At 65.6% G+C, this 19,042-nt stretch carries 21 protein-coding genes; 11 read left to right on the top strand and 10 right to left on the bottom strand.

Annotated elements, in window-relative coordinates; translation table 11 throughout:
- Positions 1-10: 10 nt before the first annotated feature.
- Positions 11-997 carry a Bug family tripartite tricarboxylate transporter substrate binding protein gene (locus tag EJP69_RS01560; RefSeq protein ID WP_126468493.1) on the top strand — a complete coding sequence of 329 codons (987 nt, stop codon included), beginning with the start codon at positions 11-13 and terminating at the stop codon, positions 995-997.
- Positions 998-1,030: 33 nt separating this feature from the next.
- Here the strand turns inward: EJP69_RS01560 and EJP69_RS01555 are convergent, their stop codons facing one another.
- From EJP69_RS01555 to icd, 7 genes are all read right to left on the bottom strand, one after another.
- A complete protein-coding gene (locus EJP69_RS01555; RefSeq protein ID WP_093194962.1) occupies positions 1,031-1,480 on the bottom strand; it encodes a DUF3574 domain-containing protein in 450 nt (149 codons plus the stop codon).
- Positions 1,481-1,504: 24 nt separating this feature from the next.
- Positions 1,505-2,239 (bottom strand): CatB-related O-acetyltransferase, encoded by a 735-nt coding sequence (locus tag EJP69_RS01550; protein WP_170217024.1) that lies wholly within the window; start codon positions 2,237-2,239, stop codon positions 1,505-1,507.
- A 23-nt stretch (positions 2,240-2,262) separates the two neighbouring features.
- Complete coding sequence (gene sbcB, locus EJP69_RS01545) at positions 2,263-3,702, bottom strand: exodeoxyribonuclease I (protein ID WP_126468492.1); 1,440 nt, start codon at positions 3,700-3,702, stop codon at positions 2,263-2,265.
- The gene (cls, locus tag EJP69_RS01540; RefSeq protein WP_093306879.1) at positions 3,703-5,148 is read right to left on the bottom strand and encodes a cardiolipin synthase; all 1,446 of its coding nucleotides are present in this window, start codon (positions 5,146-5,148) and stop codon (positions 3,703-3,705) included.
- Positions 5,149-5,260: 112 nt separating this feature from the next.
- Complete coding sequence (clpA, locus tag EJP69_RS01535; protein WP_093194958.1) at positions 5,261-7,582, bottom strand: ATP-dependent Clp protease ATP-binding subunit ClpA; 2,322 nt, start codon at positions 7,580-7,582, stop codon at positions 5,261-5,263.
- Positions 7,583-7,649: 67 nt separating this feature from the next.
- The gene (clpS, locus tag EJP69_RS01530) at positions 7,650-8,009 is read right to left on the bottom strand and encodes an ATP-dependent Clp protease adapter ClpS (protein ID WP_093195566.1); all 360 of its coding nucleotides are present in this window, start codon (positions 8,007-8,009) and stop codon (positions 7,650-7,652) included.
- A gap of 250 nt (positions 8,010-8,259) precedes the next feature.
- Positions 8,260-9,519: an NADP-dependent isocitrate dehydrogenase gene (gene icd, locus EJP69_RS01525; RefSeq protein WP_093194957.1), complete on the bottom strand. Its 1,260-nt coding sequence runs from the start codon at positions 9,517-9,519 to the stop codon at positions 8,260-8,262.
- A 219-nt stretch (positions 9,520-9,738) separates the two neighbouring features.
- Here icd and EJP69_RS01520 point away from each other — a divergent pair, with 219 nt between their 5' ends.
- The 3 genes from EJP69_RS01520 to EJP69_RS01510 all read left to right on the top strand — a co-directional run bounded on the left by EJP69_RS01520 (position 9,739) and on the right by EJP69_RS01510 (position 10,988).
- Positions 9,739-10,062: a nuclear transport factor 2 family protein gene (locus EJP69_RS01520; protein WP_093194956.1), complete on the top strand. Its 324-nt coding sequence runs from the start codon at positions 9,739-9,741 to the stop codon at positions 10,060-10,062.
- A 154-nt stretch (positions 10,063-10,216) separates the two neighbouring features.
- Entirely contained in the window at positions 10,217-10,420 is a 204-nt protein-coding gene (locus tag EJP69_RS01515; protein WP_093195565.1) for a hypothetical protein, read from the top strand.
- Positions 10,421-10,517: 97 nt separating this feature from the next.
- A complete protein-coding gene (locus EJP69_RS01510; RefSeq protein ID WP_093194955.1) occupies positions 10,518-10,988 on the top strand; it encodes a DUF192 domain-containing protein in 471 nt (156 codons plus the stop codon).
- Between the two features lie 68 nt (positions 10,989-11,056).
- Here the strand turns inward: EJP69_RS01510 and EJP69_RS01505 are convergent, their stop codons facing one another.
- Positions 11,057-11,638 carry a superoxide dismutase gene (locus EJP69_RS01505; protein WP_126468491.1) on the bottom strand — a complete coding sequence of 194 codons (582 nt, stop codon included), beginning with the start codon at positions 11,636-11,638 and terminating at the stop codon, positions 11,057-11,059.
- A gap of 49 nt (positions 11,639-11,687) precedes the next feature.
- Positions 11,688-13,001: an exodeoxyribonuclease VII large subunit gene (xseA, locus tag EJP69_RS01500; protein ID WP_126469254.1), complete on the bottom strand. Its 1,314-nt coding sequence runs from the start codon at positions 12,999-13,001 to the stop codon at positions 11,688-11,690.
- Between the two features lie 313 nt (positions 13,002-13,314).
- On the opposite strand from xseA, the gene EJP69_RS01495 reads away from it, so the two are divergent.
- From EJP69_RS01495 to adk, 6 genes are all read left to right on the top strand, one after another.
- Positions 13,315-13,947 carry a MotA/TolQ/ExbB proton channel family protein gene (locus tag EJP69_RS01495; RefSeq protein ID WP_093202257.1) on the top strand — a complete coding sequence of 211 codons (633 nt, stop codon included), beginning with the start codon at positions 13,315-13,317 and terminating at the stop codon, positions 13,945-13,947.
- A gap of 100 nt (positions 13,948-14,047) precedes the next feature.
- Entirely contained in the window at positions 14,048-14,473 is a 426-nt protein-coding gene (locus EJP69_RS01490) for an ExbD/TolR family protein (RefSeq protein WP_371287180.1), read from the top strand.
- Positions 14,474-15,496, top strand: coding sequence for a tetraacyldisaccharide 4'-kinase (gene lpxK, locus EJP69_RS01485; RefSeq protein ID WP_126468490.1), 1,023 nt, complete (start codon positions 14,474-14,476; stop codon positions 15,494-15,496).
- Positions 15,477-15,659, top strand: a complete 183-nt coding sequence (locus EJP69_RS01480; protein ID WP_093202265.1) for a Trm112 family protein — start codon at positions 15,477-15,479, stop codon at positions 15,657-15,659. Before lpxK ends, EJP69_RS01480 begins: the two co-directional genes overlap by 20 nt.
- The gene (gene kdsB, locus EJP69_RS01475) at positions 15,656-16,429 is read left to right on the top strand and encodes a 3-deoxy-manno-octulosonate cytidylyltransferase (protein WP_126468489.1); all 774 of its coding nucleotides are present in this window, start codon (positions 15,656-15,658) and stop codon (positions 16,427-16,429) included. The genes EJP69_RS01480 and kdsB overlap by 4 nt, the downstream gene beginning before the upstream one ends.
- 136 nt (positions 16,430-16,565) lie before the next feature.
- Positions 16,566-17,222, top strand: coding sequence for an adenylate kinase (adk, locus tag EJP69_RS01470; protein WP_093202271.1), 657 nt, complete (start codon positions 16,566-16,568; stop codon positions 17,220-17,222).
- Between the two features lie 45 nt (positions 17,223-17,267).
- Here the strand turns inward: adk and EJP69_RS01465 are convergent, their stop codons facing one another.
- On the bottom strand, positions 17,268-18,233 hold the full coding sequence (locus EJP69_RS01465) for an asparaginase (protein WP_126468488.1): 966 nt from the start codon (positions 18,231-18,233) through the stop codon (positions 17,268-17,270).
- Between the two features lie 73 nt (positions 18,234-18,306).
- Here EJP69_RS01465 and lexA point away from each other — a divergent pair, with 73 nt between their 5' ends.
- On the top strand, positions 18,307-18,990 hold the full coding sequence (gene lexA, locus EJP69_RS01460) for a transcriptional repressor LexA (protein WP_019652457.1): 684 nt from the start codon (positions 18,307-18,309) through the stop codon (positions 18,988-18,990).
- The last annotated feature ends 52 nt before the right edge of the window (positions 18,991-19,042 follow it).

Below are 19,042 nucleotides of genomic sequence, written 5' to 3'. Positions count from 1 at the left end.
GGAGAACGCCATGATCCACACCCGCCCCTCTCGCCTCACGCGGCGCGATGCGCTGCAGATTCTTGCCGCAGGCATAGCCTCCACCGCCCTGCCCGCCTTCGCCCAATGGCCCGACCGGGCCATCAAGATCATCGTGACCTTCCCGCCCGGCGGCTCCAGCGACGTGCTGGCGCGCGTAATGGCGGAGCAGCTCGCGAAGAAGCTGGGGCAGCCCGTGGTGGTCGACAACAAGCCCGGCGCGGGCGGCACCATCGGCGGCGCGCTTGTGGCGTCGTCGCCGGCCGACGGCTACACGCTGATGCTGTCGAACACCACGCCGATCGCGCTCGGGCCGTTCACGCTCGACAAGCTGCCCTACGACCCGGTAACGGGCTTCACGCACGTCGCCTACCTGGGCGCGGCACCGCTGGTGGTCATGGCGAGCAAGCCTTCCGGCCTCAAGACCTTCGCCGACTTCGAGGCGCTGGCGCGCAAGGAAGGCCGCATCGACTTCGGCTCGGGCGGCCCCGGGTCCGTCGGGCACATCCACGGCGAGCTGCTGAAGAAGGTCACCGGGATCAACATGGTGCACGTGCCCTATCGCGGCGGTGCGCCGATGACCACCGACCTGATCGCCAACACCATTCCGGTGGGCATCGACGTCATCACCTCGTACGTTCCCTTCTTCAAGAGCGGCCAGCTGGTGCCGCTGGCCGTGACGGGCACGCAGCGTTCGCCGCTGATGCCGGACGTGCCCACGATGGTCGAGCTGCGTCAGCCGAAGCTGGTGCTCGAGAATTTCTTCGGCCTATCGGGGCCGGCCAGGCTGCCGCCGGACGTGGTGACGCGGCTCAACGCGGCCTGCAACGAAGTGCTGGCCATGCCCGAGATCCAGAAGAAGCTGACCGAGCTGGGCATCGTGGCCAAGCCGGAGACGGTGGCCGTGTTCAACGGCTTCGTGAAGGAGCAGGTCGATGTGCTCGGGCCGACGGTCAAGGGAGCGGGAATCAAGCTGTAGCCTCGCGGCCACGGCGCTTTCGGAGGCGGTCGTTCAGAAGCGGACGCAGACGGCCTGCCTCTCCTGCAGCACGGCCTCCTGCGCGAAGCGCTGGCGGTAGACACCGACGATGGTCGCGATGGCTGCATCGTCCTTCTCGCTGCGCGGGTGCAGCAGCACGACCAGCTTGGAGCGCTCGCGCACCACGTCGCCCGATACGCCGCGCCACTGGCCGGCGGCATCGATCACCGTCAGGCCCTGCGGAAAGGCCGGCGTCACGGTGGCGTCCAGGAAGGCCGTCCACTCGGCGTCCGACACCTGGCCGCCCGAGGGAATGGCACGGCCGAAATACAGCGTGTCGCGCTCGAAGGTTTCGAAGCCGCTGCCGCAGGCCTTCGCACCGCCGGGCGACGACGGCAAGGAGCCGCATCCGGCCAGCGCGACGGACGCCAGGGCCGCCACCAATGCAGCGCGAGCAAGAGATGGAATGCCTGCTGTCTTCATGCGAGCTACCTCCATGCGCCGTCTTCAACCCGGCAGAAAAACGAGCGGTGCCGGCTGGCCTTCGGCGGGCGGCTCGCCGCGGTCGAGCAGGCGCCAGCCAGGGTTCCAGCGCGACAGGCTGCCCGCGGCAACGGCTTCTTCGAGCATCGACTGGGCCGCCTCCGGACGCTGCCAGTCGAGCGCCAGCGTGCGCAGGTCCCAGTCCCACCAGGGGCAGGCGCGGATGCGTTCGACGAGCGCGTCGGGAAAGCGCTGGCGGATGACGCGCGCCGGCACGCCGCCCACCACGGTGAAAGGCGCCACGTCGCGCGTCACGATCGCGCCGGCGCCGATCACCGCGCCGTCTCCGATGGTGATGCCGCTCTTGAGGCTGACGCGCGAGCCGATCCAAACGTCGTTGCCGATGGTCACCGGCGAATGCGACGGGAACTGCCCTACGGACTGGTGCCGGTACGGCGCGGGAAAGTTGGGCGCGTAGGCCAGCATGTGCGTCGTGAACCAGTCGGCAGGATGGTCCGACAGGGTCTGCACGCCGTCGCCGATCGAGCAGTAGCGCCCCATGCTCACGTCGACCAGCAGCGCGCCGGGCGAGATGCTCGAGTACGCGCCAATGGAGCAGCGGCCATGCAACTGCGCCGCATGCCAGACGCGCGCCGGCGTCTCGAAGCGCAGCGGCGTCGGCAGCAGGCAGCCGTCCGACAGGTAGAGCCCGTAGCTTTCGAGCCCCTTCGAGAGTTCGGCGTTGATGCTCAGGCTCATGGCTGCACGGTCCGGTCTGTAGATCAGGCCTCGGGCGCGATGGCCTCGGCGTATTCGTAGAGCGCGCCGAGGATCTCTTCTCCGCGCTCGTCGGCGTTCTCCGAGAGCGCATCGACTTCGCTGAACAGCATCTCGATGGTGCGCGCCCCGCCCTCGCCCTTGAAGAGCTTTGCAACGCGCAGTGCCTCCCAGCGCTCGACCTCTTCTTCGTTGAGCAGCTCGGGCCAGTTGCGCGCACGGTAGCGGAAGAGGATCTCGTCGAGCCGGCCATCGTCGAAGCCTGTGCGGTCCTTCGCCAGCTCCTCGGGCGACAGGCCCCGCAGCTGGTTCAGGCGCCGCCGGTCAGCATTGCCGACGAAGCCGCCGTACAGGTCTTCGTCGACATCGGGCGTGGCCTCCTTGGGCCGGGCGTAGACCTGCGACCAGATGGCGCTCATGTCGGGCAGGTCGCGCGCGATGGCCGCGTGGCGCATCGCCGTGTCGAGGTCGACGCCCCAGCGCTCGGCCATGGGCGCTGCGAGCGTGCGCAGGTTGCCGACGACCATCGGCGACTTGTTGAGGTGCACGCCCTTGATCGGCAGGCGCACCACGCCCTCGGGCAGGTCGGCCGTGCGGGTGAAGAGGCGCAGCCGCAGCGTCTCGACGTCGATGTCGCGCAGCTCGCTGGGGTCATGGGCCAGGTCCCAGGCCAGCAGCTCGTTCTTGTTGGTGGGGTGGCTCGCCAGCGGCCACATCACGGCCAGGCAGCCGCGCTCGACCGGAAACATGCCCGAGACGTGCAGGAAGGGCTTCGCGGTCTCGCGCGTCGCGGGCAGGCCCAGTTCGGTGGCGACGCGGTCCTTCTTGTGCAGGCCGAAGGCGAAGTCGAACAGCTTGGGCTGCTTGCCGCGGATGAGGCGAGCCAGCGCGATGGTGGCGCGCACGTCAGACAGCGCATCGTGCGCCGACTCGTGCAGCAGGCCGTTGGCGCGCGCCAGGTCTTCGAGCTTGAAGCTGGGCTTGCCGTCTTCCTTCTTCGGCCACTCGATGCCTTCGGGGCGCAGCGCATACGTGAGGCGCACCACGTCGAGCAGGTCCCAGCGGCCGCAGTCGTTCTGCCATTCGCGCGCGTACGGATCGATCAGGTTGCGCCAGAACAGGAAGCGCGTGACCTCGTCGTCGAAGCGAATGGTGTTGTAACCCACGCCGATGGTGCCGGGCTGCGAGAAGGCGCGCTCGATCTGCGCGGCGAATTCGTGTTCGGGAATGCCGCGCTCCAGGCACAGCTGCGGCGTGATGCCGGTGATGAGACAGGCCTCGGGGCTGGGCAGGTAGTCCGGCGCGGGCTTGCAGTAGATCATCAGCGGCTCGCCGACCTCGTTGAGCTCGGCGTCGGTGCGGATGGCCGCGAACTGCGATGGACGATCGCGGCGCGGCACCGCGCCGAAGGTTTCGTAGTCGTGCCAGAGAAAGGTGTGGTTCATTCAGAGCAAGGGTGAAAACAGGCGGGCGATGGCGTCGCCGAGGCGGCGCCAGAAGCCCTGGCGCCGGTTGGCGCGCACCGCGCCGGAGCTGTGCAGGTCGGTCTCGAACTGCGTCGCGAGCGGCCGGGACAGTTCCGGACCATAGACCACCGCGCAGACCTCGAAGTTGAGGCGGAAGCTGCGGTTGTCGAAATTGGCCGTGCCGATCATCGCGCAATGGTCGTCCACCACCAAGGTCTTGGAATGGAGCATGCGGGCCTTGTACTCCCACACCTTCACGCCGGCGGCGATCAGCTCGTCGAAGTACGAACGCGCGGCGGCGCTCACGATGGCCGAGTCGCTGCGGCGCGGCACCAGCAGGCGCACGTCGACGCCGCGCAGCGCGGCGCTCGTCAATGCCATGAGCGCCGGCTCGCCGGGCACGAAGTACGGCGTGGTGAGCCAGGCGCGGTGCGTGGCCGAATGGATGGCTTCGACGTGCATGCGGTGGATGGCCTCCATGGGGCTGTCGGGGCCGCTGGTGACGATCTGCACGGGGATGTCGCCCGCCTCCAGCTGGGGCAGCATGGCGTTCAGGGCATCGTCCAGGCCGCGCAGGTTCTCGCCGGTGGCATAAGCCCAGTCTTCGAGAAAGGTGGTCTGCAGCCAGCGCACCGCGCTGCCTTCGATGCGCAGGTGCACGTCGTGGTAGGCGTCGGGGTTGGTGCGCTTGTCTTCCTCGTCGGTGATGTTCACGCCGCCCGTGAAGCCGACGCGTCCGTCGCACACCACGATCTTGCGGTGGGTGCGGTAGTTGGTCACGGGGCGCAGGCGGCGGCCGATCTTGGTGTCGTGGAAGAGCGCCACCTCGACGCCCGCCTCCAGCATGGGCGCCATGAACTTGCGGCCGATGCGCTTGGAGCCGAGCGCGTCGATCAGCAGGCGTACCTTCACGCCCTCCTTGGCGCGCTCTGTCAGCAGGTCGCGCAGCGCGGTGCCGATCCTGTCGGGCTCGAAGATGTAGTACTCGAGGTGGATGTGGTTTCGTGCGGCGCGCACCGCTTCGAAGATCGCATCGAAGGTGCGTGCGCCGCCCGAGAGCAGCTCGACGTCGACGGCGCTCGACACCGGCAGCCCGCAGGTCGCGGTGCCCAGCTTCGCCATCTGCTGCAGCGCCGGTGGCGCGTTCTGCGCTGCGTCGCGCAGCCGTGCCACGTCGGCCTGGGCCGAGGCGCCAGCACGGCTGCGAAGCCGCTTGAGACGTTGCTTCTTCAAGCGCTGCGGCCCGAGGAAGTAATAGACGACGAAGCCCGCGAACGGCAGCAGCGCCAGCGAGAGGATCCAACTCATCGTCGACACCGGTGCGCGCTTCTGCATCACGATCCACACCGACAACACCGCGATGTAGCCGCTCCATGCGAGGGAGAGGCCGGTTTTCCATTCGTGGCTGAGTTCGGGGAGGATCAAGGCGGGAGGCGGCTGGGGCGGCTGTGACGGTGATTCGATATGGGCGGGCCCAAAGAAAAAGGCCGGTAGCGATGCTACCGGCCTTTGGCTTCATTTCAGGAACCGCAAGGTATCACCCTGCTGCTGCTTCCTCTGCTTCGGGCTTGGACTTGCCCTCCTTCTTCGGAAGCGGCTGGATGTCGAGCAGCACTTCGTCCTTGTCGTCGAGGTCGACTTCGAGGCGGCCACCGTCGGTAAGGCGTCCGAACAGCAGTTCGTCGGCCAGTGCACGACGGATCGTGTCCTGGATCAGACGCTGCATCGGACGTGCGCCCATCAGCGGATCGAAGCCCTTCTTCGCCAGGTGCTTGCGCAGCTTGTCGCTGAAGGTGACTTCCACCTTCTTCTCGCTGAGCTGGGTTTCCAGCTGCAGCAGGAACTTGTCGACCACGCGCAGGATGACCTGTTCGTCGAGTGCCTTGAAGTTGACGATGGCGTCCAGCCGGTTGCGGAATTCAGGCGAGAACAGACGCTTGATGTCGCCCATTTCGTCGCCCGCCTGACGCGGGTTGGTGAAGCCGATGGTCGCCTTGTTCATGGTCTCGGCGCCCGCATTCGTCGTCATGATGATGATGACGTTGCGGAAGTCGGCCTTGCGTCCGTTGTTGTCGGTCAGCGTGCCATGGTCCATGACCTGCAGCAGCACATTGAAGATGTCCGGGTGCGCCTTCTCGATTTCGTCGAGCAGCAGTACCGCGTGCGGCTTCTTCGTGACGGCTTCGGTCAGCAGGCCGCCCTGGTCGAAACCGACGTAGCCCGGAGGCGCGCCGATCAGGCGGCTCACCGCGTGACGCTCCATGTACTCCGACATGTCGAAGCGGATCAGCTCGATGCCCATGATGTAGGCGAGCTGCTTCGCGGCCTCGGTCTTGCCCACGCCGGTGGGGCCGGAGAACAGGAACGAGCCGATGGGCTTGTCGCCCTTGCCGAGGCCCGAGCGAGCCATCTTTACCGCCGAGGCGAGCACTTCGAGTGCCTTGTCCTGGCCGAACACAACGCTCTTGAGGTCGCGCTCGATGGTCTGCAGCTTGCTGCGGTCGTCGTTGCTGACGTTGGCCGGGGGAATGCGCGCGATCTTCGCCACGATTTCCTCGACTTCGGTCTTGCTGATGGTCTTCTTGCGCTTGCTCGGCGGCAGGATGCGCTGGGCTGCGCCGGCTTCGTCGATGACGTCGATCGCCTTGTCGGGCAGGTGACGGTCATTGATGTACTTGGCGCTGAGCTCGGCCGCGGCCTGCAGGGCCGCCACGGCGTACTTCACGCCGTGGTGTTCCTCGAAGCGCGACTTCAGGCCCTTCAGGATGTCGACGGTTTCCTGCACCGACGGCTCGACCACGTCGACCTTCTGGAAACGACGCGACAGGGCCGCGTCTTTCTCGAAGATGCCGCGGTATTCGGTGAAGGTGGTCGCGCCGATGCACTTGAGCTGGCCGCTCGAGAGCGCCGGCTTGAGCAGGTTCGACGCGTCGAGCGTGCCGCCCGAGGCAGCACCCGCACCGATCAGGGTGTGGATCTCGTCGATGAAGAGGATGGCGTTCGGCTTGTCCTTCAGCGACTTCAGAACGCCCTTCAGGCGCTGTTCGAAATCGCCGCGGTACTTGGTGCCGGCCAGCAGCGCGCCCATATCAAGCGAGAACACGTTCGACTCGGCCAGGATCTCCGGCACGTCGCCCTGAGTGATGCGCCATGCGAGGCCCTCGGCGATGGCGGTCTTGCCCACGCCGGCCTCGCCGACCAGCAGCGGGTTGTTCTTGCGCCGGCGGCACAGGATCTGGATGACGCGCTCGACCTCGTACTCGCGGCCGATCAGCGGATCGATCTTGCCGTCCTTGGCCATCTGGTTGAGGTTCTGCGTGAACTGCTCGAGCGGCGAAGCCTTCTCGTTGCGTTCGCCGCCACCCTCTTCGCCTTCGCCCGAGGGAGCTTCGCCACTGCCCTTGACGGCTTCAGGCGGATCGCTCTTCTTGATGCCGTGGGCGATGAAGTTCACCACGTCGAGGCGCGTGACACCCTGCTGGTGCAGGTAGTACACGGCGTGCGAGTCCTTCTCGCCGAAGATCGCGACCAGCACGTTGGCGCCGGTGACTTCCTTCTTGCCGTTGCCGGTGGACTGCACATGCATGATGGCGCGCTGGATCACGCGCTGGAAACCCAGGGTGGGCTGGGTGTCTACATCGTCGGTACCCGCCACCTGGGGCGTGTTGTCCTTGATGAAGTTGGTGAGCGACGCCCGCAGGTCGTCGACGTTGGCCGAGCAGGCGCGCAGAACTTCCGCGGCGCTCGGGTTGTCCAGCAAAGCGAGCAGCAGATGTTCCACGGTGATGAACTCGTGGCGTTGCTGCCGGGCCTCGACGAAGGCCATGTGCAAGCTGACTTCCAGTTCCTGGGCAATCATGTGATTTCCTTTTGCCTTGCTGTAAATAAGTTCTCAGATGGGTTGGAGCTTGCGCAATTCAACTGGTTCATGCAACAGGTTCGCTCACGCACTGGAGCGGATGCCCGGCCTGCTGCGCGGCTTCCATGACCTGGTTGACCTTGGTGGCGGCCATGTCGCGGGAATAAACCCCACAGACGCCCCGGCCATCGAGGTGGATCTTGAGCATGATCTGGGTGGCGGTCTCGCGATCCTTGTTGAAATATTCCTGCAGCACGACGATCACGAACTCCATGGGCGTGTAGTCGTCGTTCAGCATCACCACCTGGTACATCTGGGGCGGCGCAGTTTTCTGCGGCCGGCGCTCCAGGACGACCGAATCTCCGTCGTCCCCGGCCGGTTTCTGCGCCGGCGGGGTGGTAGGAGTTTTGGGAATTCTCGTTGCCATGAAAATGATTCTATAGAGCGTGCAAGCGCTGTGCCGACCCGGAAAAACTTGGTGGCGCATATCCGACAATTCAAGGGGATTGCGGCGCTTGCGACAGCATTTCGATGAAGGGCTGCGGCAAGGAGTTTTAGGCAAAAACTCCAGCTGGCCGCTGGATGAAAAACCAATAAAAAACCCTTGAATTCCTTCCGGAAGTTCAAGGGCTCCTTCGATTGCCGCGACGCCCCGGGGACGTCGGAATGCACGGCAATTACATGTTGTCGATCATCACCTGGCCGAAGCCCGAGCAGCTCACCTGCGTCGCGCCGTCCATCAGGCGCGCGAAGTCGTAGGTGACCTTCTTGCTGGCGATCGACTTTTCCATCGAGCTGATGATCAGGTCGGCGGCTTCCTTCCAGCCCATGTGGCGCAGCATCATCTCGGCCGAGAGGATCTCGGAGCCGGGGTTCACGTAGTCCTTGCCGGCGTACTTGGGGGCCGTGCCGTGGGTGGCCTCGAACATGGCGACGGTATCGCTCAGGTTCGCGCCCGGGGCGATGCCGATGCCGCCCACCTGCGCGGCGAGCGCGTCGGACACGTAGTCGCCATTGAGGTTGAGCGTGGCGATCACGCTGTATTCGGCGGGACGCAGCAGGATCTGCTGCAGGAATGCGTCGGCGATGCTGTCCTTGACGGTGATTTCCTTGCCCGTCTTGGGATTCTTGAACTTCATCCACGGGCCGCCGTCGATCAGCTCGGCGCCGAACTCCTTGGCAGCGAGGCCGTAGCCCCAGTCACGGAAGCCACCTTCGGTGAACTTCATGATGTTGCCCTTGTGCACCAGGGTGACGCTGGGCTTGTCGTTGTCGATCGCGTATTGCAGCGCCTTGCGAACGAGGCGCTCGGTGCCCTCCCTCGACACGGGCTTGACGCCGATGCCCGAAGTGTTGGGGAAGCGGATCTTCTTGACGCCCATTTCGTCCTGCAGGAACTTGATGAGCTTCCTGGCCTTTTCGCTCTCGGCTTCGAACTCGATGCCGGCGTAGATGTCTTCCGAGTTCTCGCGGAAGATCACCATGTTCGTCTTGTGCGGTTCGCGCACCGGGCTCGGAACGCCCTCGAAATACTGGATGGGGCGCAGGCAGACGTAGAGGTCGAGTTCCTGGCGCAGCGCGACGTTCAGCGAACGGATGCCGCCGCCGACGGGCGTGGTCAGCGGACCCTTGATGGAAATCACGTAGTCGCGCACGGCGTGCAGCGTTTCCTCGGGAAGCCAGACGTCGGGGCCGTAGACCTTGGTCGACTTCTCGCCGGCGTAGACCTCCATCCAATGGATCTTCTTCTTGCCGCCGTAGGCCTTCGCCACGGCGGCGTCCACCACCTTCAGCATCACCGGCGTGATGTCCAGGCCGGTTCCATCGCCCTCGATGAAAGGAATGATCGGTTGGTCAGGCACATTGAGGGAGTTGTCGGCGTTGACCGTGATCTTCTGGCCTTCGGTCGGGACTTTGATGTGCTGATAACTGGTCATGAGAGAGGACGGCTCCGGGATTGACGTACTTTTGACAACTGTCAGCGAATTCAGACACGGCGCGTATTCCGCTGTACAGCCGGCGAACAAATCGCTGTACATTTTAGACGCAACCCATCAGCAAGCGTTTGTCAACCGACGGGCCAATGGCCTCGTTAGTGGCTGACCTTCTGCTCGCCGGGAGGCGTTTCCAACCAATTCTCGATAGAGGAATCATCAATGAGCAAAATTCTCGCAGTCATGATCGCTGGCCTGTTCGCCGCTGGCGCCTACGCCCAAAACCCGGCAGGTACGACGCCCGAGCAAGGCAACGCCACCAACAGCAAGTCGCAGCAGCGCGCCGAAACCAAGAAGGCCGCCAAGCCCGCTGGCCAGGTCAAGGGCCCGGCTGGCGACGAAGCCAAGACCCCCGAAGGCGGCGCCATCGGTGCCGACAAGGCTGCTGCCTCTGGCGAGAAGCGTGCTGAAACCCGCGACCAGCGTCGTCGCAACAAGGACGGCAGCGTCAAGCGCAAGTCGACCCAAGGCGGCACCCCGAAGTAATTCGGCCTGCCTGCAAAAAAGAAGCGCTCTTCGGAGCGCTTTTTTTTCGCCTGAAAGCAGCTTTGTCCTGTCAACCGCGGAAAACGGCCTTCGTTGAATGTCTACCTTCCGCAAGAAGGCCAATCCAGATCAACGAATTTCAAAGGATATGTTCATGAACAAGCTGCTCGCAGCCCTGGTCGCCGGTCTCTTCGCCGTCGGCGCTTTCGCTCAACAAGCCGAACCCACCACGGCTGCTCCCGCACCCGCAGCCAAGGCTGCCGCCAAGCACGCTCCTGCCAAGAAGCACGCCGCGGCCAAGAAGCACAAGGTTCGCCACGTTGCCAAGGCCCACACGGCCGCTGCCAAGAAGGTGTAAGCTTCCCCGCTCACCGGCAATGCCCGCATCAGCGGGCATTTTTATTGGCATTTTTAATCCAGGCCGGGCCCTGGCCCCGCCCTGAAAGAGTCGTCCGATGCTCATCAAGCGTCTAGCCGCCCTGCTCTCCCTGCTTCTCGCATCCGCATCGTTCATGATGCCGGCACATGCCCAGCAGCAACCCCAGACCGACCTGCCGCGCACGCAACTGTCGGTCGGCCTGTACAAGATCGACGCGCAGGTCGCGCAAACCCCTCTTCAACGTGAAATCGGCCTGATGTTCCGCAAGGAAATGCCCCAGGCCGAAGGCATGATCTTTGTGTTCGAGCAACCGGCAACACAGTGCTTCTGGATGCGCAACACGATCCTGCCGCTGACCGCCGCCTTCGTTGCCGACGATGGCCGAATCGTCAACCTGGCCGACATGCAGCCCATGACCGAGAGCACGCATTGCTCGCAGGAGCCGGTGCGCTACGTGCTCGAAATGAACCAGGGCTGGTTCGCCAAGAAGAACATCAAGAAGGGCGCCAAGCTCGGCGGCGAGTTGTTCGCAGCCGGCAAGCGCTGATCATTTGCTGTCCATAGCCGACAAAAAAGCCGACCATGGGTCGGCTTTTTTGTTGGGCGAGTTCGGGATCAGCCGAAGTTCTTGGCGACGAAGTCCCAGTTGACCAGCTTGGCCAGGAAGGTCTCGACGAACTTCGGGCGCAGGTTGCGGTAGTCGATGTAGTAGGCGTGCTCCCAGACGTCCACCGTCAGCAGCGCGGTGTCGGCGGTCGTCAGCGGCGTGCCGGCAGCGCCCGTGTTCACGATGTCCACCGAGCCGTCGGCCTTCTTCACCAGCCAGGTCCAGCCCGAGCCGAAGTTGCCCACGGCCGACTTCACGAAGGCTTCCTTGAAGGCGTCGTAGCTGCCCCACTTGGCTTCGATGGCCTTGGCCAGCGCGCCGGTGGGAGCGCCGCCGCCTTGCGGCTTCATGCAGTTCCAGAAGAAGGTGTGGTTCCAGATCTGCGCGGCGTTGTTGTAGATGCCGCCGCTGGACTTCTTGACGATCTCCTCGAGCGTCATCGATTCGAACTCGGTGCCCTTCTGCAGGTTGTTGAGGTTCACCACGTAGGCGTTGTGGTGCTTGCCGTAGTGGTACTCGAGGGTTTCCTTCGAATACTCGGGTGCCAGCGCGTCCAGTGCGTACGGCAGGGGTGGGAGCACATGTTCCATGGTTTTTTCTCGTGGGTTGGTTGTGGGAATCAGGGATTCTAGGAAGTAATCATCGAGACGGCGTCGGACGCGTTCCCGTTGCGCCGCCCGGCGTGACAGTCAGGTCGACTTCGCCATCGGCGAGTCGCGCCTTGACCGCATCGCCCGGTGCAAGTTGCGCGGTGCTGACGATCGCATGACCGTCTGTATCGGTCAGCCATGCATAGCCACGTTGCAAGACCAATGCCGGATCGAGCAATCGCATGCGCAGGGCCACGTGATCCAGCCGATCACGACGCTGCACCACCGCGCGTCCCAGCTTCAGGGGAAAGTCGGCTGCGATCTGGCGCGGCAGCTGCGTCAGGCGCTCCCTTCTGGACATCACCGTGTAGCGAAGCCGCTGCGCGTGATGCGCGAGGCGCAACTGCTGGCGAGTCACGAGATTGGAAGGCCGGCCCAGGCGTCCCGCGGCCTGGTCGAGACGCTGTCCGAGCACGTCGACGCGACCGCCCAGCGCGTCGGCGAGCCGCTCCTCGAGCAGATCGAGCGCACCGAGCCAAACGTCTCGTGGCGCGCTCACGAGTTCCGCCGCGGCCGTGGGCGTAGGCGCACGCAGGTCGGAGCAGAAATCGGCGATGGTGAAGTCGGTTTCGTGCCCCACGCCGCTGACCAACGGCACCGGGCTCTGAACGATGGTGCGCGCCAGCGTCTCGTCGTTGAAGGCCCAGAGGTCTTCGATGGAACCGCCGCCGCGCACCAGCAGGATCACGTCGACGGCAGGCGCGAGCTCATAGAGCGACTGCAACGCACGCACCAGTTCGCCTGGCGCGTTGGCCCCCTGCACTGCTGCCGGGGCAAGTACGACCGGAATGTGTGGAACACGCCTTCGCAGCGCGGTGACCACGTCGTGCAAGGCAGCAGCGCCGAGCGAGGTGACGATGCCGATCGAACGCGGCATGGTCGGCAACGCCCGCTTCCGCGCCGGATCGAAGAGGCCCTCGGCTTCCAGGCGCGCCTTGCGCTGCATGAACTGCTCGAACAGAGCGCCCTGCCCGGCACGCCGCAGGCTCTCGACCACCAGCTGCAGATCGCCGCGCGGCTCGTAGACCGCAAGTCGCCCGCGCACCTCGACCTGGTCGCCATCGCGCGGCGAAAAATCGAGCAGGCCGGCGGCGCGGCGGAACATCGCGCAGCGCAGCTGGCCGGACTCGTCCTTGAGCGCGAAGTAACAATGTCCGCTCGAAGCCCGGGAAAAACCGGAAATCTCGCCGCGCACCGTCACCGGGTTGAAGCGGGCGTCGAGCGCGTCGGCGACCGCGCGGCACAAGGCGCCGACAGCCCAGACTCGCGGCCCGGGCGCGGAATTCGGTTCACGCAAGTTCACAAAACGCCCGCTCGGCCGGATGCCACTCTTCCACAACGGGCAGCATGCACCCCAGCTTCGCCCCCCAGGGCAGGACAGGCGCACGGTTTCTCGTGCAAGCCATTGATTTCATTGAAAAAAGTGCTGCTCAAAATTCAGTCGTTCCAGCGAAAAGGCCACCCCATGCGGGTCGCGGCGAGTTGCGCAGCAGGTTAATCACAAAGTTATCCACAGAATCTGTGCGTCCTTGCCGACACAAAAACAAGGCGCGTGACGATGGTGGGCTCAGTGGATAATCGCCGCGCATTTGCAGTCTACGGGCCGGAGGATTTTCTTGTTTTCCATCATAGTTGCCGCGGGTTGGCCGATCTGGCCCTTGCTCGCATGTTCGGTCATTGCGCTCGCGCTGGTTATAGAACGTTTCACGAGTCTCAAGACCGTGAGGGTATTGCCGCCGAAGCTGCTCGACGAAACCATCACCGCGTCGCACGGAGCCATTCCCGGTCCGGACGTCGTGACCAAACTGGAACGCAACTCGATGCTCGGCCAGGTCCTGGCCGCCGGTCTGCGCGCGCTGAACGCCAATCCGCGCTGCACCGAAGACGACCTGCGCGCGGCCATGGAGGCCTCCGGACGCACCGTGGCGCACAAGCTCGAGCGATACCTGCCGGCGCTTGCCACCATCGCCTCTGCTGCCCCGTTGCTGGGTCTGCTGGGCACGGTGATCGGCATGATCGAGATCTTCGGCTCGCAGTCGCCGGGCAGCGGCGCGGTGGGCTCGGGCAACCCGGCGCAACTGGCGCACGGCATCTCGATCGCGCTCTACAACACCGCCTTCGGCCTGATCGTCGCCATTCCGACGCTGATCTTCTGGCGCTACTTCCGCAGCCGGGTCGATGAGTACCTGCTGAACCTCGAGCTTTCCGGCGAGCGCTTCGCCCGCCACCTCAACGCCCTGCGCAAATGATGACCCCCACGCTTGCCACTGCGTGTGCTGCGCTGCCCCCCAAAGGGGCCGCCGCCTCCTTGGGGCGGCCCGGCGGAGGCTTGTCATGACCCGCGCCCGCATGCAGTTCCGCCACGGCGCGCGCGACGAGCCGGAGATCAACCTGATCCCGTTCATCGACGTGCTGCTGGTGATCCTGATCTTCCTGATGCTGTCGACCACGTACAGCAAGTTCACCGAGATGCAGCTTCGGCTGCCCACGGCGGACGTCGACGCGCAGCGCGACTACCCGAAGGAAGTGATCGTGGCGGTCTCGGCCGATGGCCGCTACTCGGTCAACAAGAACGCCGTGGCCGACCGCAGCGTGGAAACCGTGACGGCCGCCCTCGCTGCCGCGGCCACGGGCGGCAAGGACAGCGTGGTGATCATCAGCGCCGACGCGACCAGCCCGCACCAGGCCGTGGTGACGGTGATGGAAGCCGCGCGCCGTGCCGGCCTGATGCAGATCACCTTCGCGGCCCAGTCGACGGCGCAAGCCGGGCACTGAGTGCCTAACGGCGGCAGCGACAACGGCAACAAGGGTTCCTCGCGGCTGCAGGACGCCTGGCTGCGTCACGGCCCTCTGGCCTGCCTGCTGTGGCCGCTGTCGCTCGTCTACGCCGCGCTCTTCGCGGTGCGCGGCTGGCTCTATCGCGTGGGATGGCTGCGGACCGAACGCGTGCGCGTGCCGGTGATCGTGGTCGGCAACGTGATTGCGGGCGGGGCTGGCAAGACGCCGGTCGTGATGGCCGTCGTGCGCCATCTGCAGTCGCGGGGAGTGCAAGTCGGTGTCGTGTCGCGCGGCTATGGCCGTCGTACCGACGACTGCCGCGAAGTGCTCGGTGACAGCGATCCGCAGGATGTAGGCGACGAGCCTGCGCTGATCCATCACGCGACCAAGGCGCCGGTGTTCGTCGCGCGCCGACGCATCGACGCGGCACGCGCGCTGCTCGAACGCCACCCGGCTACGCAGGTCATCGTCAGCGACGACGGCCTGCAGCATCTGGCGCTCGCGCGCGACATCGAGATCTGCGTGTTCGACGACCGGGGCATCGGCAACGGCTGGCGGCTGCCTGCAGGCCCGTTGCGCGAAGCCTGGCCGCGTCGCTGCGATCTGGTGCTGCACAGCGGCGCGCGGCCCGCCTTCGCCGGAGGGCACACCGCCACCCGGAAACTGGCCCACGATGCGCTGGCCAGCGACGGAAGACGCGTCCCGCTGACTTCCCTAGCAGGCCAGCCGGTGACCGCGCTGGCGGCCATCGCACGGCCGGAAGCCTTCTTCGAGATGCTGCGAGCGCATGGCCTGACGCTCGCCGAGACCATCGCGCTTCCCGATCACTTCGATTTCGAGGGCTGGCAGCGCCCGGCAGGCGCTGCGCAACCCCTTGTCTGCACCGAGAAGGACGCGGTCAAGCTGTGGCGCAGGGTGCCCGACGCGCTGTCCGTGCCGCTGGAGTTCGTGCCTTCCGCGGAATTCTTCGCTGCCCTCGACGCAAAGCTATCATCGCTCGATGGATACCAAGCTGCTTGAACTGCTCGTCTGCCCCGTCACCAAGGGGCCGCTGACCTGGACCCCCGAGAAGCAGGAGCTGTGGTCTCGCAGCGCCCGCCTGGCGTACCCGGTGCGCGACGGTATTCCGGTGCTGCTCGAGAACGAGGCACGCACGCTCTCCGACGAAGAGCTCGGGCTGTGAGCTTCACTGTCCTGGTTCCGGCGCGGCTGGCGTCGACGCGGCTTCCCAACAAACCTCTCGCCGACATCGCCGGCGTGCCCATGGTGGTGCGCGTGGCGCAACGTGCGAGCGAATCCGGTGCGGCGCGCGTGGTGGTCGCGGGCGACGATCCCTCCATCATCGATGCCTGCAAGGTGCATGGCGTCGAGGCCATCCTCACCAGCCAGAACCACCCGAGCGGCACCGACCGGCTGGCCGAGGCCTGCGAAAAGCTGGGACTGGACGGCGACGACATCGTCGTCAATGTTCAGGGCGACGAGCCGCTGATCGATCCCGCGCTGATCGATGCCGTGGCGAGCACGCTGGCCACGCACGCCGAAGCGGCGATGAGCACCGCCGCCCACGAGATCGATTCGGTAGTCGACTTCATGAATCCCAACGTGGTGAAGGTGGTGCTCGACGTGCAGGGCAACGCGATGTACTTCAGTCGCGCGCCGATCCCGTGGTGGCGCGACGGCTCCGCCAACGGTGCCGCGCCTGCCGTGCTGCCTGCCGCCCCTGCCCCGCTGCGCCACATCGGGATCTATGGCTATCGCGCAGGCTTCGTGCGGCGCTTTCCGTCCCTGCCTCCCGCGCCCGTCGAGGCGACGGAAGCACTCGAACAGTTGCGCGCGCTGTGGCACGGCCATCGCATCGCGGTGCATGTGAGCCATGTCGCGCCGGGCCCCGGCATCGACACGCCCGAAGACCTGGCGCGCGTGCGCGCGGTCTTCGCTGCCGCCGGCGCCTGAGTCCAGGCGTCTCGAGGGCTACGGCAGCGGGATTTCCCCAAGGGCACGCATGCTATCCTCGAAGCAACTCCGCCTAGCCCGGCCATGGGGCCGATGCTCGGCGCGACACAAAATCTAAGAACCGTCCGAGGACACCATGAGACTAATTTTGCTGGGCGCGCCCGGGGCGGGCAAAGGCACGCAAGCGGCCTTCATTTGCCAGAAATACAGCATTCCCCAGATTTCGACCGGTGACATGCTGCGCGCAGCCGTCAAGGCCGGCACCCCGCTCGGACTACAGGCCAAGGCCGTCATGGACGCCGGCGCGCTGGTCAGCGACGACCTGATCATCAACCTGGTGAAGGAACGCATCGCGCAGCCCGATTGCGCCGGCGGCTTCCTCTTCGACGGGTTCCCCCGCACCATTCCCCAGGCCGACGCCATGAAGGCGGCCGGCGTGAAGCTCGACTACGTGCTCGAGATCGACGTGCCCTTCGGCGACATCATCGAGCGCATGAGCGGCCGCCGCTCTCACCCGGCTTCGGGCCGCACCTACCACGTCAAGTTCAATCCGCCCAAGGTGGAAGGCAAGGACGACGTGACCGGCGAGGACCTGATCCAGCGCGAGGACGACAAGGAAGAAACCGTCCGCAAGCGGCTCGACGTGTATAGCCAGCAGACGCGTCCGCTCGTCGACTACTACTCCGCCTGGGCCAAGACCGATCCGGCCGCTGCACCGAAGTACCGCGCCATCAAGGGCGTGGGCACCGTCGACGAGATCACGCAGCGGGCACTTGCCGCGCTGAGCAGCTGACCCGGCTCCCCTGAAACCGCCCCTTCGACAGGGGCGGTTTCGTTTTCACCCCAGCAGTTCCAGCATCAGGGCGATGCGCGCCTTGACCGGCGTCAGCGCACCTGCATCGCGCAGCGGATCGCCGGCCTTCGGCAGGATTCGCCCGCTGGTGCAACGCGTTGCCCTGACCACCGAGACGCCAGCGCCTCGCGCCTTGAGCGCAGCCGCTTCCAGCGCATGGTGCAGGGTGCCGTTGCCCGTAGTGGCGAGCACCAGTCCACGCAGGGGCTCTGCGCCGCCATGCAGCAGGAGCGCATCGATCACCGCTCCGCTGGCACCAGCATGGCTCATGACGATCTCGACCCGGGGCCACTGCACCGCAGCCGCCCCCAGGATCTTCGCCGCCGGCACTGCCTGTCCTTGCGGCCAGGGACGGACGAGGCGCACTTCCCCCTCCTCGACATAGCCGACAGGCCCCGCATCGCCCGACGCGAAGGCGTCGAGCCGATAGGTGTGCACCTTCTGGATGTCTACCCCTCCATGGACGACACCAGCGCACACCACCGTCACGCCTCGAGCCCCCTGCGTCGCTGCAACGCCGATCGCGTCCCGCACGTTCTGCGGTCCGTCCGGCGACAACGCTGTGGCCGGACGCATCGCACAGGTGAGCACCACGGGCTTGGATGGCGCCAGCACCGAGTGCAGGAAGAACGCCGTCTCCTCGATGGTGTCGGTGCCGTGCGTGATCACCACGCCGGCCACATCGGCCTGCGCCAGCCAGTGAGCACAGCGTCGGGCCAGTTGCTGCCAGATGTCGAAGGACATGTCCTTGCTGTCGACCTGGGCCACCTGCTCGGCTTCGAGCGTCACGCCGTCGGGTGCCTCGATACCGCCCAGCAGGTCGGCCACGCCCACCTGCGCGGCGGTGTAGCCGATGTTGTCGTCGCTGCTGGCGGCCCGCCCCGCGATGGTGCCGCCGGTGCCCAGAACCACCACGCGTCGGCGCAGTTCAGGCGAAGAGGAATTAACCATGGCTTGTCAACTTAAAAAAACTGGTTAAAAATACAGCCACTGGATATCCAGCCAGTACCGCAAGGAACCACATATGCAGTTCGCCGTGAAGCTTACAGCCCGCCAGCAGCAGATCCTGGATCTCATCCAGAGCGCCATCGCACGCACCGGTGCGCCGCCCACCCGCGCCGAGATCGCCAACGAACTCGGCTTCAAGTCAGCCAATGCCGCAGAGGAGCATCTGCAGGCACTGGCTCGCAAGGGCGTCATCGAACTCGTCAGCGGCACCTCGCGCGGCATCCGCCTCAAGGGCGACGCGCTGCGCTCGCTCAACGAGACGCGCCATCGCGAAGGCAACCAGTTCTCGCTCTCTCTGCCCGGCATGGCCCAGCTCGCACTGCCGCTCATCGGCCGCGTCGCAGCCGGCTCGCCCATCCTGGCGCAGGAGCACGTCGACCAGACCTACTACGTCGAGAACACGCTGTTCCAGCGGCAACCCGACTACCTGCTCAAGGTGCGCGGCATGTCGATGCGCGACGCCGGCATCATGGACGGCGATCTGCTCGCGGTTCAGGCCACCAAGGAGGCGCGCAACGGCCAGATCGTGGTGGCACGCCTGGGCGACGAAGTGACCGTCAAGCGCCTGAAGCGCAACAAGCAGGTCATCGAGCTGCACGCCGAGAACCCGGACTACCCGACCATCATCGTCCAGCCCGGAGAGCCGTTCGAAATCGAAGGCCTCGCAGTCGGCCTCATCCGGAACACCATGCTGATGTAGGCCCGGGCGGCCTGCCTTCTGCAGCACCACATCCCCATCCGGCCTCGACAGG

The organism is Variovorax gossypii (assembly GCF_003965815.1).
Taxonomy (GTDB): Bacteria; Pseudomonadota; Gammaproteobacteria; order Burkholderiales; family Burkholderiaceae_C; genus Variovorax; species Variovorax gossypii.
The sequence above is the reverse complement of the archived record's forward strand: the minus strand, read 5'-3'. Positions and strand labels throughout refer to the sequence as shown.

Bases quoted from the DNA above. Each gene is read 5' to 3' on its own strand.
- EJP69_RS01560 (WP_126468493.1), top strand. From the start codon at position 11: ATGATCCACACCCGCCCCTCTCGCCTCACGCGGCGCGATGCGCTGCAG.
- EJP69_RS01555 (WP_093194962.1), bottom strand. From the start codon at position 1,480: ATGAAGACAGCAGGCATTCCATCTCTTGCTCGCGCTGCATTGGTGGCG.
- EJP69_RS01550 (WP_170217024.1), bottom strand. From the start codon at position 2,239: ATGAGCCTGAGCATCAACGCCGAACTCTCGAAGGGGCTCGAAAGCTAC.
- sbcB (WP_126468492.1), bottom strand. From the start codon at position 3,702: ATGAACCACACCTTTCTCTGGCACGACTACGAAACCTTCGGCGCGGTG.
- clpA (WP_093194958.1), bottom strand. From the start codon at position 7,582: ATGATTGCCCAGGAACTGGAAGTCAGCTTGCACATGGCCTTCGTCGAG.
- clpS (WP_093195566.1), bottom strand. From the start codon at position 8,009: ATGGCAACGAGAATTCCCAAAACTCCTACCACCCCGCCGGCGCAGAAA.
- icd (WP_093194957.1), bottom strand. From the start codon at position 9,519: ATGACCAGTTATCAGCACATCAAAGTCCCGACCGAAGGCCAGAAGATC.
- EJP69_RS01520 (WP_093194956.1), top strand. From the start codon at position 9,739: ATGAGCAAAATTCTCGCAGTCATGATCGCTGGCCTGTTCGCCGCTGGC.
- EJP69_RS01515 (WP_093195565.1), top strand. From the start codon at position 10,217: ATGAACAAGCTGCTCGCAGCCCTGGTCGCCGGTCTCTTCGCCGTCGGC.
- EJP69_RS01510 (WP_093194955.1), top strand. From the start codon at position 10,518: ATGCTCATCAAGCGTCTAGCCGCCCTGCTCTCCCTGCTTCTCGCATCC.
- EJP69_RS01505 (WP_126468491.1), bottom strand. From the start codon at position 11,638: ATGGAACATGTGCTCCCACCCCTGCCGTACGCACTGGACGCGCTGGCA.
- EJP69_RS01490 (WP_371287180.1), top strand. From the start codon at position 14,048: ATGCAGTTCCGCCACGGCGCGCGCGACGAGCCGGAGATCAACCTGATC.
- EJP69_RS01480 (WP_093202265.1), top strand. From the start codon at position 15,477: ATGGATACCAAGCTGCTTGAACTGCTCGTCTGCCCCGTCACCAAGGGG.
- adk (WP_093202271.1), top strand. From the start codon at position 16,566: ATGAGACTAATTTTGCTGGGCGCGCCCGGGGCGGGCAAAGGCACGCAA.
- EJP69_RS01465 (WP_126468488.1), bottom strand. From the start codon at position 18,233: ATGGTTAATTCCTCTTCGCCTGAACTGCGCCGACGCGTGGTGGTTCTG.
- lexA (WP_019652457.1), top strand. From the start codon at position 18,307: ATGCAGTTCGCCGTGAAGCTTACAGCCCGCCAGCAGCAGATCCTGGAT.